Genomic DNA, 12,069 nt, shown 5'->3' with positions numbered 1-12,069 from the left:
TAGAGCGATGCAACTCGATGGAGACACTAAGATGATGAAAATTCTCTCTGCATCCCTACTTGCTATCGGCCTGGCCACATCTGCCATGGCACAATCGACCGGCTCGGGAACCAGCGGAACTGGCACGGGCGGAAATACCGGCGCCGATATGGGTACCTCCGGCGGCAACACCGGCACCGGTAGCGCAACCACGCCGAATACGATCGATCCGAACGCAACGAACGCCACGCAAGGAAACGGCATGGATGACCGCTGCAAGGATACGGCAGGCAACGATACCGACAGTAACACCCCCAGCGGCGCTATGACGTCGGATATGCAGAACTGCAACAAGTAACGGAGTTTTGCTCAGCCGTCGTTTCAGGCCGCCACCTAGTCCAAACCCGGTGCTCGCGGTTCAAACCACAAATCAGGCCTGCTGAGACATGTGCTGACCGGGCACGGGCTCACCATATTTGGCGAGCCCAGGCCGACGGTCGATCACACTAGTCTCAGCTAGGTTCCGCGATAGGCGGCGGCCAGCCCGGGACGGGCGGCCGCTCTGCTGATGATTTCGGTAGGTAGAACTGGTGGAGCCAATCGGAATCGAACCGACGACCTCTTGAATGCCATTCAAGCGCTCTCCCAACTGAGCTATGGCCCCACTCCGGCAGTCCGCCGGCGCCGTTTCCGGCGAAGAGATCCGGCGCGGGTTGAGACCGCGCCGTTAGTGCAGGCGGCTTCTAACCCCGCCTTCAGTCAATATCAAGCCTTCAAGAACCGCTTTTTCTAGGCGGGGGCTGCGAAAGCCGGCGAATGCGGTTCGCTCAGACTTCGTCGTCGTCTTCGCCGACGCCGATCATGTCGGCAACGTCGTCGTCTTCTTCCTCCTCGTCGGCGAGGAACGTGTCATCCTCGTCATCGCCAAGGTCGACGTCGTCCTCGTCGTCGCCGAGATCGGGAAGCTCGTCGGCCTTCGCGTCCTCGTCCGCCTCTTCGAGCGAAACGACCTCGACGCCCTCTTCCTCTTCGGCGTCCACTTCCTTCTCGGCAACTTCCTCTTCCTCCTCGAGGGCGGCGATCTTGCCTTCTTCGAAATAGGAGCGCGGATAGCTCTTGCCCGTGTAAGGCGAGACGATCGGGTCCTTGTTCAAGTCATAGAATTTTCGACCTGTCTCCGGGTCGATGCGTTTGGTGCCAAGTTCGGGTTTTGCCACAGCAAGCCTCGTCGATGAAAGTTTGGTCCCCTTAACCAGAGTTTACGGCGCTGTCAAAGCGAAAAGCCGGCGTCCCAAAAAGCTTGAATTCGAAGGCCTTCGTACCAAGGGGATGACCATCTCGATCCGCCATGATAGGAGACCGCGCAAACCACAAGAAAATGGCCGGCCGCCGGCGTTTCCAGGAAAGAACCATGTCGCACACTGCCGCCCCGAAGCAGGCCACCGCCCGAAAATCATCTGGTCTTTCCGGCGCGGCACGGGTGCCGGGCGACAAGTCGATCTCGCACCGTTCCTTCATGTTTGGCGGGCTGGCCTCCGGCGAAACCCGCATCACCGGACTACTGGAAGGCGAGGACGTGATGCGTACGGGCGCTGCCATGAAGGCGATGGGCGCTCATATCGAGAAGCATGGCACTGAGTGGGTGATCCGCGGAACCGGCAATGGCGCGCTGCTGCAACCGGAGGGCCCGCTCGATTTCGGCAATGCCGGCACGGGCTCCCGCCTCACCATGGGCCTGGTCGGCACCTATGACATGGAAACCACCTTCATCGGCGACGCCTCGCTGTCCGGCCGGCCGATGGGCCGCGTGCTCGAACCGCTTCGCCAGATGGGCGTGCAGGTGCTGAAGGCGACACCCGGCGACCGCATGCCGATCACGCTGCGCGGGCCCAAGCACGCCGCGCCGATCACCTACCGCGTGCCGATGGCCTCGGCGCAGGTCAAGTCGGCGGTGCTGCTGGCCGGGCTGAACACGCCGGGCATCACCACGGTCATCGAGCCGGTGATGACGCGCGACCACACCGAAAAGATGCTCAAGGGATTCGGCGCCAATCTGTCGGTCGAGACCGACGAGCGCGGCGTGCGCCACATTTTCATCGAAGGCCAGGGCAAGCTCACCGGCCAGACCATCGCGGTGCCTGGCGACCCCTCCTCGGCCGGCTTTCCTCTGGTGGCCGCGCTGATCGTGCCGGGCTCGGACATCACCATCGAAAACGTGCTGATGAACCCGACGCGCACGGGCCTTCTTTTGACGCTGCAGGAAATGGGCGCCTGGATCGACATAATCGATCCGCGCAACGAAGGCGGCGAGGACGTCGCCGACCTGCGCGTACGCTATTCCGAACTGAAAGGCGTCACCGTGCCGCCCGAACGGGCGCCGACTATGATCGACGAGTATCCGGTGCTTGCCGTGGCGGCGAGCTTTGCCGAGGGCGAAACGCTCATGCTCGGGCTTGAAGAGCTGCGGGTGAAGGAATCCGACCGGCTGTCGGCGGTCGCCAACGGGCTGAAGCTCAACGGCGTCGATTGCAGCGAGGGCGAGGCCACGCTGGCCGTGCGCGGAAAACCTGGCGGCAAGGGCCTCGGCCAACACCCCAACGGACAGGGCACCATCGTCCAGACCCATCTCGACCACCGCATAGCCATGAGTTTTCTGGTTATGGGGCTGGCGACGGAAAAACCCGTGACCATCGATGATCAAGCGATGATCGCGACAAGTTTTCCGGAATTCATGGGCCTGATGAAGGGGCTCGGTGCGGCGATCGAGTGAGATACTTTTACGTTCATTGGAAACATAGCATACCGGAGGAGCCGTCCCATCTCTGGTATGAAGTTGCCGACGACAATTTCCAGAACCGGACTATAGAGTTCTATGCCGATGGCTCCGTGGGTTTTGCCATTCGCGGCGCTGCCCTCGACGGGTCGGAGGATATTGAGATCGGGGGCACCAGAAATTCCGTATAAGGCTTTCCCGATCTCACAGAAATCAACTCCGACAATCAGTTCGAGGCCTCGGAGGTCAACGCGGTTGACTTCGAGCGCCGATGGAGTGAGGCACTTGCATCGAGGTTTCGAATGACGACAGGCTTCACCATCGCCATCGACGGACCTGCAGGCGCTGGAAAGGGCACCCTTGCCCGACGGCTCGCCGATCACTACCGGCTGAACCTGCTCGACACCGGCCTTACCTATCGCGCGGTGGCGCATTCGCTGCTTCGGCTGGGCCTGCCGCTCGACAATGTCTCGGCCGCTGAAACCGCGGCTCGCCAGGTCGATCTGGCAAAGCTCGACCGCGCCGTGCTTTCGGCACATGCCGTTGGCGAGGCGGCGTCGAAAGTGGCTGTCATCCCGTCGGTGCGGCGCATCCTGGTCGACAAGCAGCGCGACTTTGCAAAAACCCCGCCGGGCGCGGTGCTCGACGGCCGCGACATCGGCACTGTCGTGTGTCCCGATGCCGACGTAAAACTCTATGTCACGGCCAGTGCCGAGGTGCGGGCAAAGCGGCGGCTGGACGAAATCGAGAGCATCGGCGGCACTGCCAATTTCGATGAAATCCTTGCCGATATCGTGCGCCGCGACGAGCGCGACATGGGCCGCATGGACTCGCCCTTGAAGCCGGCCGCCGATGCGCACTTGCTCGACACGTCGGAAATGGCTATAGAAGCCGCGTTTCTGGCAGCTCAGGCGATCATCGACGATGTCCTGGCCAAGAGAAACGAAGCCTGAGCCGGGTTTTCCTGCGGCCGCCGATTGCCGGCGACAAAAAGAATCCCATATCGGGTATGAACCAGCCTGCCAGCATTCTTCATGCGCCGGAATTGCCGCTCAAGGGCGGCCAAGGGCTTTTTGCCCGGAACGCCGGCAGGCCAACGCAACGCTAACCCACGGCGCCCGCCCCGCGACAGATTGCGGGGCATTCCAGGAGAAACTATGTCAGTTGCAAATCCCACTCGCGATGATTTCGCGAGCCTGCTCGAAGAATCATTTTCCGCCGGCCATTCCGGCGAAGGCCAGGTCGTCAAGGGCATCATCACTGCCATTGAGAAGGACATGGCCATCATCGACGTCGGCCTCAAGGTCGAAGGCCGCGTGCCGCTGAAGGAATTTGGCGTCAAGGGTAAGGACACGACGCTCAAGGTCGGCGACACGGTCGAGGTCTATGTCGAGCGTATCGAGAACGCGCTTGGCGAAGCCATGCTGTCGCGTGAAAAGGCCCGCCGCGAAGAGAGCTGGGTCCGTCTCGAAGAGAAGTTCACCAAGGGCGAACGCGTCGAAGGCGTCATCTTCAACCAGGTCAAGGGCGGGTTCACCGTCGACCTCGACGGTGCCGTGGCTTTCCTGCCGCGCAGCCAGGTCGATATCCGCCCGATCCGCGACGTCTCGCCGCTGATGCACAACCCGCAGCCCTTCGAGATCCTCAAGATGGATCGCCGCCGCGGCAACATCGTGGTGTCGCGCCGCACCGTACTCGAGGAAAGCCGCGCCGAACAGCGTTCGGAAATCGTGCAGAACCTCGAAGAAGGCCAGGTGGTCGAAGGCGTCGTCAAGAACATCACCGACTATGGTGCGTTCGTCGACCTCGGCGGCATCGACGGCCTGCTGCACGTCACCGACATGGCATGGCGCCGCGTCAACCATCCGACCGAAATCCTCAATATCGGCCAGACGGTCAAGGTGCAGATCATCCGCATCAACCAGGAAACCCACCGCATCTCGCTCGGCATGAAGCAGCTCGAGAGCGATCCGTGGTCCGAGATCGGCACCAAGTTCCCGATCGGCAAGAAGATCAAGGGTACCGTTACCAACATCACCGACTACGGCGCATTCGTCGAGCTGGAGCCGGGCATCGAAGGCCTCATCCACGTTTCGGAAATGTCGTGGACCAAGAAGAACGTGCATCCCGGCAAGATCCTGTCGACGACGCAGGAAGTCGACGTGGTGGTGCTCGAAGTCGATCCGGCCAAGCGCCGCATCTCGCTCGGCCTCAAGCAGACGCTGGAGAACCCGTGGGAGGCCTTCGCGCGCAGCCATCCGGTCGGCAGCCAGGTTGAGGGCGAGGTCAAGAACAAGACCGAGTTCGGCCTGTTCATCGGCCTCGAAGGCGATGTCGACGGCATGGTCCACCTTTCCGACCTCGACTGGACCCGTCCGGGCGAGCAGGTGATCGAGGAGTACAATCGCGGCGACATGGTCAAGGCGCAGGTGCTCGACGTCGACATCGACAAGGAGCGCATCTCGCTCGGCATCAAGCAGCTGGCCAAGGACACGGTCGGCGAAGCGGCGACGTCAGGCGAACTGCGCAAGAACGCAGTCGTCACCTGCGAGGTTATCGGCGTGAAGGATGGCGGTCTGGAAGTGCGGCTGGTCGACAGCGGCATCGAGACCTTCATCAAGCGCTCCGACCTCAGCCGTGACCGCGACGAGCAGCGCCCCGAGCGCTTCACTGTCGGCCAGAAGGTCGACGCCCGCGTCATCGCCTTCGACAAGAAGACCCGCAAGCTGCAGGTCTCGATCAAGGCGCTGGAAATCGCCGAAGAGAAGGAAGCGGTCGCCCAGTACGGTTCGACTGACTCCGGCGCTTCGCTGGGCGACATCCTGGGTGCCGCGCTGAAGAAGCAGGGCAGCTAAGCCAACACTGCGCCTCGCGCAGGTTGTAAACGAAACAAAAAGCCCCGCCGGAGCGATCCGGCGGGGCTTTTTTTGCACCCGACCTGAATTTCAGGCCCTGCCGTAAAGCGGCACCAGCGTGCCGCTCATCGCCAGATTGGCCGGCGAAGCGAGGTAGGCAATGGCCTCCGCGGCTGCTTCCAAGCTGACCCATTTGCTGAAATCGGCGCCCGGCATGTCAGCCCGGGTGGCCGGCGTGTCTAGGGTCGAGGGCGCCACGGCGTTGACCAGTATGCCCTTGCCCTTCAGCTCTTCGGCCATCGCCACGGTCATCGCGGCGACCGCCGCCTTGGCGGCAGCGTAAGCCACCTTGCCGGAGCCGCGCCGCGGATCGAGCCCGGCTCGCGCCGTGACATTGACGATGCGGCCCGATACGGAAGATTCCAGCATCGAGCGTATCGCCGCGCGGCAGCACAGGAAGGTGGTGCGGGCGTTGGTGTCCATCATCTCGGCAAAGGAGGCGGGCTCGATCTTCTCGACCGGTGCGGCGGTGAAGCCGCCGGCCAGATGCACCGATGCCCACAAATCCGGAACGCTAGCATAGAAGGCATCGACCTTGGCAGCGTCGGCGAGGTCGACATTGTGCGCCAGCCTGACGCGGTCATGTGCCGGGAAGGGAAAATGGGCAGGCGCGGCAGCGTGGGCATTGGGCACATGGCAAATCGCGCCCTGCTCCAGCAGTTTCCCTACGACCGCGCCGCCAAGCGCCCCGGTGCCGCCGGTCACCACGATATGTCTGCCGTCCAGTGTTTCCGTCATATTCGACCGCTCCGTCGTTGCGCGCCGCCGATGCGGAAGGTCGCGCCTTTCGCGCGATCACTCAACCGAAATCTCGATGACGTAGGGTCGTCCAGCCGCCCGCGCGCGCCGTAGCGCGTCCGCCAAGCCGCCGGCGCCGGAAATCCGCTCGGCGGCAATGCCATAGGCTTCGGCCAATTTGCAGAAATCCGGCGGTGCCGGGGAGACGCCGACCGGCTCGACGCCGACATCGAGCATCGAGGTTTCGATCTCGCGGTAGCCGCGATTGTTCCAGACGGCGAAGATCACCGGCGCCGCCGCGTCGAGCGCGGCGCCCAGTTCCGGCAGGGTGAACTGGAAGCCGCCGTCGCCGGTGAGACAAACGACCGGCGCCTCAGGCCTGGCAAGGGCAGCACCGATCGCCGCCGGCGGGCCATAGCCGAGCGCGCCGAAGCCGGTAGCGGCGTTGAACCAGCCGCCCGGCCGGTCGTGATCGTAATAGAGGTTGGCGGCGTAGACCGGCTGGGTCGAATCGCCGACGATGATCGAGCCAGGCAGCGCATCACGGATCGTCTCGACGGCGCGCAATTGCGCCTGCATAGCTGGGCCAATCTCGGCAAAGGCCGCTTGCCGCGTCGCGGCCGCGCGAGCGGCGCCGTCGCCTGATTGCGCCTGGCCCATGCCGAGTTCGGCATGCAGCGCCTCGAGCGCTGCGCCACAATCGGCCTGGATCGAAATCCGGGCCGGCCGCCTGGTAAGTTGGTCGGCGCCGATGTCGATGCGGATCAGATTGGCGGGCAGGACAAAACCGCCGTCGCCATAGCCGTCATAATCGGTCGGACCGAATTCGGTACCGGCGGCGATGACCAGGTCGGCATCGGCCATCAGCGCACGCACCGCCTTCAGGCTGGGGCTGGCCGGCACGCCAAGCGGATGGCGATAGAGCAGGCCGCGCGCATTGGCGGTCTGGACGACCGGCGCTCCCAACCTCTCGGCCAGGCGCTGCAACGGCGCTTCGGCAGCTTTGGCGCCGCCGCCGGCCCGGATAAGCGGCCGGCGGGCGGCAGCGCAAAGCCTGGCTGCCTCAGCGATCACCGCGGCGCCCGGCTCGGGCGGGGCCGAATTCCGCAGCAGCGCCACGATGCCGGTGGCGGGCATGGTCATGACATCGGTCGGGATCTCGATATGCACTGGCCCCGGACGCGAGGATGAAAAAAGTGCAAAAGCGCGGGCGAGCACGCCGGGCAATTCGCCGGCCTCGGTGACACGGTGCGAAAACAGCGCCACCTTCTCCATCATGCCGCGCTGGTCCGGCAGTTCATGCAGATGGCCAAGGCCCTTGCCCAGCGTCGGCGTGGCGTTGACGCCCGAGATTACCAGCATCGGCACCGAATCGGCGCGCGCCTGGCCCATGGCGGTGATGGTGTTGGTCAGCCCCGGCCCGGTGATGACGAAGGCGACACCCGGCTTGCCGCTGGCGCGCGCATAGCCGTCAGCCATGAAGCCGGCGCCCTGCTCGTGGCGCGGCGTGACGTGACGGATCTTCGACCGCGCAAGCCCGCGGTAGAGCTCGACCGTGTGCACGCCGGGAATGCCGAAGACGGTGTCGACGCCGTGCGCTTCCAGCAAGGTGATGAGCGCTTCGCCGATCGTCGTCATTGTCTTAGCACCGGGCGCGTGAGGCAGGTTGGGCCGCCCTCGCAGGCAATGCACAGCGCATCGGCCTCGAATGTCGAGACCGTACAGCCGGCGGCCTGCATGGCAGCCGCCGTCTTCGGAAAACCGGCAACGGCGATAACCTGGCGCGGCGCGGTCGGCAGGACGTTCAGGCTGAGCCCGCTCGAGGCGAAGAATTCGTCGGCGTCGCCCTCGACCAGGCGAATGCCATGCGCACGCAGCATCTGGTGGAAGGCGACCGGCAGGAGCGGCCCATAGACCAGCGCCAGATCGTCGGCGAGCGGGCTGATCACCGATATCAGATGCAGGCAGGCGTCCTCGCCTTGCCAGAGCGGCAGGTCGAAGCCATAGACCTGGATGCCTTTGGGTGAAAGCAGGTTGGAGAGCTGCTGGATGCCGTGCTGATTGGTGCGTACGCCGCGGCCGACCGCCAGTGTGTTTGCATCCATCCACACGCAGTCGCCGCCCTCGACCTGGCCGGGAGTCTCGATACGGCCGAGGACAGGTATGCCCATGCGCCCGTAAGCTGCCTCGTGCAGGCCGGGCTCGGGCCGGCGCAGCGCCTTGCCCATGGCAAGGATGACCGCGCCATGGTCGGTCATCAGCGAGGGATCGTGGGTAAAGACAGAATCGGCAAGCCCGTCATCGGCGTCGCTCAGCCATTCGATCTCGGCGCCTGAGCCGGAAATCAGCCCGGCCAGCGCTTCATGCTGGGCCGCCGCTTTTTGCGGATCGAAGCCGGGACCGTAGTGCCATTCCAGTGCTTCGGCCCGATGCATGGCGCTGGCGGCGGAGCGCATCAGCACGCGCTGCAGCGGCCCGGCCATCGACTGCGACCCGTATGCTTTGCCCACTAAATTCTCCTGAAACGCGCTCCCTCCTGCCAATAGCCACTCGGCAGGCCGTGATCAATGGTCCAAAAACTGCGGTTGACGGAGGCAAGCGGAACGGTCCATCTTGAGAATCGGAACGCTGTCCAGTGACGGGTAATGGGTAATAAATTCCAGCAAGGACTGCCTCGGCTGCTCCGCGGGGCACCGCGACGATGACAGCGCCGGCCACCGCCCTGAAGCATACGGTGCAGAACGGCGCCGCCGAAGCCATCCACGTCGAGAACCTGCACAAGAATTTCGGCAAGCTGCACGTATTGAAGGGCGTTTCGCTGTCGGCGCGCGATGGCGAGGTGATCGCCATCATCGGCGGCAGCGGCTCGGGCAAGTCGACGCTGCTGCGCTGCATCAATTGCCTGGAGAACCCGACCAGCGGCACCATCCGCGTCAATGGCGAAGAGATAAAGCTGAAGGCCGACAGCCACGGCCACACCGTGCCCGCCGACCGCAAGCAGATCGAACGCATCCGCTCCAAGCTCGGCATGGTCTTCCAGAACTTCAATCTTTGGAGCCACATGACGTTGATCGAGAACGTCATCGAGGTTCCCGTGCATGTGCTCGGCGTCAAGCGCGATGTAGCGATCGGCGAGGCGGAAAAGCTGCTCGCCCGCGTCGGCCTGGCCGAAAAACGCGACGTCTACCCCGCCTATCTGTCGGGCGGCCAACAGCAGCGCGCAGCGATAGCCAGGGCGCTGGCCATCAATCCGCGCGTCATGCTGTTCGATGAGCCGACCTCGGCGCTCGACCCGGAGTTGGTCGGCGAAGTGCTGAAGGTGATCGGCGACCTGGCGCGCGAAGGCCGCACCATGGTGCTGGTCACGCATGAGATGAAGTTTGCCCGCGAGGTGGCGACGCATGTCGTCTATCTCCATAACGGGCTGGTCGAGGAAGAAGGGCCGCCGGAACAGATCTTCGGCGCACCAAAATCCGAAAGGCTGAAGCAGTTTCTGCGCAATGTTGGATGACTTGCGAGAAAAGCAGACGGGAACGTCAAAACCAAAAAACGGGAGAACTGAAAAATGAAACCTTTTCTCAAAACGGCGCTCGCGGCCACGCTGATCGCATTGTCGGGCGCATTTTCGGCAAGCGCCGAACAGATCAAGGTGGGTTTTTCGCCGGAAGCCTATCCGCCGTTTTACTCGCAGGATGCTTCCGGCAAGTGGGGTGGCTGGGAAGTCGACATCGTCAACGCCATTTGCGGCGAAGCCAAGCTGGATTGCGCATTGACGCCAGTCCCGTGGGACGGCCTCATCCCGGCGCTTAAAACCAAGAAGATCGATGCGATCATGAATTCGATGTCCATTACCGACGAGCGCAAGAAGGAAATCGACTTCTCCGACAAATACTATAACACGCCGACTGCGGTGATCGGCGCCAAGGATCAGAAATTCGATGCGACGCCAGAGGGGCTGAAAGCCAAGATAGTCGGCGTTCAGGCGTCTACGGTGCACGCCGCCTACGCCAAGAAGCACTTCACCGACGCTGCGGAAATCAAGGAATACCAGACGCAGGACGAGGCAAATCAGGATCTCGCCGCCGGCCGGATCGATGCTACTCAGGCCGATTCGATCGCGCTCGACGCGTTTTTGAAGTCGGACCAAGGCAAGGCGTGCTGCGACCTCAAGGGTTATGTCGCGCCGGACCTTGAAGTGCTCGGGCCGGGCGTCGGCGCCGGCATGCGCCAAGGCGACACCGAGCTCAAGGACAAGATCAATGCCGCCATCAAGGCCATTCGGGCCAATGGCAAATATGCCGAAATCACCAAGAAGTACTTCGATTTCGACATCTACGGCGAAGCGTCGCAGTCCAACTGACGGCAACGGCGTCAAGCCGGGCATGCCTAGCCGCCGTCGTCGCGGTGGGCATGTCCGGCTTGACGCATCATTGGCGCCTCAACCCGCAAGTCCAGGGGACATAAGCTGAGCGACGTTCTCGCCACCATGTTCGGAGCCAGTTCGCTGGAATTGCTGTCCTTCGAACCGCCGAACGGCAGGGGTCTCAGCCTTCTGCATGGGCTGGCAAACTCCGTCGGAATTGCTTTCGGTTCCTTTGGGGTTGGTCTTTTGATCGGCGTCGGCGGCGCCTATGGCAAGCTCTATGGCGGGCCGGTGGTCCGTGACCTGCTGGAAGTTTACACCACAGTGGTCCGCGCCGTGCCCGAGCTGGTGCTGATCCTGCTGCTTTATTTCGCTGGTACCGACCTCATCAACCAGTTGCTTACCGCGCTCGGCTATGCCGCGATCGACATCAACGGGGTTGTCGCCGGCATAGGCGTGCTCGGGGTCGTGCAGGGCGCCTACTCCACCGAAGTCTTGCGCGGCGCAATCCGCGCCGTTCCGCAAGGCCAGATCGAAGCCGCGCGGGCCTATGGAATGCCTCCCGGCCTGCTTCTCAGGCGTATAACGCTGCCGGCGATGCTGCCCTTCGCCATTCCGGGGCTGGCAAATTTGTGGCTGATCGCCACCAAGGACACCGCGCTTCTCGCGATCGTCGGCGTCAATGAACTGACCCAAACCACACGGACGGCAGCCGGCGCGACGAAGGCTTATTTCACCTTCTTCATGGCGGCGGGCGCGCTTTATCTCGTTCTGACCCTCGTCTCCAACGTCGTCATCGGGCGGGTTGAGCGCTGGGCGCGACGCGGCATGCCGTCGATCGCGGGATCGCACTGATGGCGACCGAAACCCCGGTCATTGACGCCGCCGCACGGGCCTCGCTCTGGATGCAGCCACACCGCATAGCTCTGATCCTGATCGCGCTGGTTGTCGTACTGGCATCGATTTTCCTCATGCGCTGGGATTGGCTTCCCACCTATCTGCCGCTGGCTTTGCAAGGCATATGGCGGACCATCTGGCTGCTTGTGGTAACGTCGGCTCTGGGCATCGCGCTCGCCATCCCCCTCGGCCTGGCGCAGGTGATCGGCCCGCCGATCTTGAGCGTGCCGGCCAAGGTGTTCTGCACGATTGTTCGCGGCACGCCGCTGCTGCTCCAGCTCTGGCTGCTCTACTACGGACTGGGTTCGCTGTTTCCGCAATTTCCGTGGATACGCGAGTCGTTCCTCTGGCCCATTCTAAGGCAGGCATGGCCCTACGCCGTTCTTTCTCTGACGATCTCGTAT

13 protein-coding genes and 1 tRNA gene are annotated in these 12,069 nt (G+C 63.2%); 9 read left to right on the top strand and 5 right to left on the bottom strand.

Going from position 1 to position 12,069, the window contains the following annotated elements; genetic code table 11:
* The first annotated feature begins 31 nt into the window (after positions 1-31).
* Positions 32-337 (top strand): hypothetical protein, encoded by a 306-nt coding sequence (locus tag NKG95_RS24410; RefSeq protein ID WP_353042771.1) that lies wholly within the window; start codon positions 32-34, stop codon positions 335-337.
* A 230-nt stretch (positions 338-567) separates the two neighbouring features.
* Here NKG95_RS24410 and NKG95_RS24405 read toward each other — a convergent pair.
* Together NKG95_RS24405 and NKG95_RS24400 are read right to left on the bottom strand one after the other, a co-directional pair.
* Positions 568-643 (bottom strand) — tRNA-Ala (locus tag NKG95_RS24405).
* A 163-nt stretch (positions 644-806) separates the two neighbouring features.
* Entirely contained in the window at positions 807-1,196 is a 390-nt protein-coding gene (locus NKG95_RS24400) for a TIGR02300 family protein (protein ID WP_023676282.1), read from the bottom strand.
* 194 nt (positions 1,197-1,390) lie between these two features.
* On the opposite strand from NKG95_RS24400, the gene aroA reads away from it, so the two are divergent.
* From aroA to rpsA, 4 genes are all read left to right on the top strand, one after another.
* On the top strand, positions 1,391-2,749 hold the full coding sequence (gene aroA, locus NKG95_RS24395) for a 3-phosphoshikimate 1-carboxyvinyltransferase (protein ID WP_353042770.1): 1,359 nt from the start codon (positions 1,391-1,393) through the stop codon (positions 2,747-2,749).
* Positions 2,746-2,943, top strand: a complete 198-nt coding sequence (locus tag NKG95_RS24390) for a DUF6881 domain-containing protein (protein WP_352495730.1) — start codon at positions 2,746-2,748, stop codon at positions 2,941-2,943. Before aroA ends, NKG95_RS24390 begins: the two co-directional genes overlap by 4 nt.
* A 111-nt stretch (positions 2,944-3,054) precedes the next feature.
* Positions 3,055-3,705: a (d)CMP kinase gene (cmk, locus tag NKG95_RS24385; RefSeq protein ID WP_353042769.1), complete on the top strand. Its 651-nt coding sequence runs from the start codon at positions 3,055-3,057 to the stop codon at positions 3,703-3,705.
* 204 nt (positions 3,706-3,909) lie between these two features.
* Positions 3,910-5,607: a 30S ribosomal protein S1 gene (rpsA, locus tag NKG95_RS24380; protein WP_023676278.1), complete on the top strand. Its 1,698-nt coding sequence runs from the start codon at positions 3,910-3,912 to the stop codon at positions 5,605-5,607.
* A 90-nt stretch (positions 5,608-5,697) separates the two neighbouring features.
* Here rpsA and NKG95_RS24375 read toward each other — a convergent pair whose 3' ends face one another.
* The 3 genes from NKG95_RS24375 to NKG95_RS24365 are packed head-to-tail and all read right to left on the bottom strand — an operon-like array spanning position 5,698 to position 8,888.
* On the bottom strand, positions 5,698-6,405 hold the full coding sequence (locus tag NKG95_RS24375; RefSeq protein ID WP_023718023.1) for an SDR family NAD(P)-dependent oxidoreductase: 708 nt from the start codon (positions 6,403-6,405) through the stop codon (positions 5,698-5,700).
* A gap of 57 nt (positions 6,406-6,462) precedes the next feature.
* Complete coding sequence (locus NKG95_RS24370) at positions 6,463-8,043, bottom strand: 5-guanidino-2-oxopentanoate decarboxylase (protein WP_353042768.1); 1,581 nt, start codon at positions 8,041-8,043, stop codon at positions 6,463-6,465.
* Positions 8,040-8,888: a dimethylarginine dimethylaminohydrolase family protein gene (locus NKG95_RS24365; RefSeq protein ID WP_353042806.1), complete on the bottom strand. Its 849-nt coding sequence runs from the start codon at positions 8,886-8,888 to the stop codon at positions 8,040-8,042. Before NKG95_RS24365 ends, NKG95_RS24370 begins: the two co-directional genes overlap by 4 nt.
* A gap of 218 nt (positions 8,889-9,106) precedes the next feature.
* Here NKG95_RS24365 and NKG95_RS24360 point away from each other — a divergent pair, with 218 nt between their 5' ends.
* From NKG95_RS24360 to NKG95_RS24345, 4 genes are all read left to right on the top strand, one after another.
* Positions 9,107-9,916 carry an ABC transporter ATP-binding protein gene (locus NKG95_RS24360; protein WP_353042767.1) on the top strand — a complete coding sequence of 270 codons (810 nt, stop codon included), beginning with the start codon at positions 9,107-9,109 and terminating at the stop codon, positions 9,914-9,916.
* 54 nt (positions 9,917-9,970) lie between these two features.
* Positions 9,971-10,765, top strand: coding sequence for a transporter substrate-binding domain-containing protein (locus NKG95_RS24355; RefSeq protein ID WP_352483947.1), 795 nt, complete (start codon positions 9,971-9,973; stop codon positions 10,763-10,765).
* Positions 10,766-10,891: 126 nt separating this feature from the next.
* Positions 10,892-11,623 (top strand): ABC transporter permease, encoded by a 732-nt coding sequence (locus NKG95_RS24350; protein ID WP_036244431.1) that lies wholly within the window; start codon positions 10,892-10,894, stop codon positions 11,621-11,623.
* A partial coding sequence (locus NKG95_RS24345; RefSeq protein WP_352915788.1) for an ABC transporter permease subunit occupies positions 11,623-12,069 on the top strand: 447 nt, incomplete at its 3' end. The genes NKG95_RS24350 and NKG95_RS24345, both read left to right, overlap by 1 nt.

The sequence above is a fragment of the Mesorhizobium sp. M1423 genome (assembly GCF_040317575.1).
GTDB lineage: Bacteria > Pseudomonadota > Alphaproteobacteria > Rhizobiales > Rhizobiaceae > Mesorhizobium.
The sequence above is the reverse complement of the archived record's forward strand: the minus strand, read 5'-3'. Positions and strand labels throughout refer to the sequence as shown.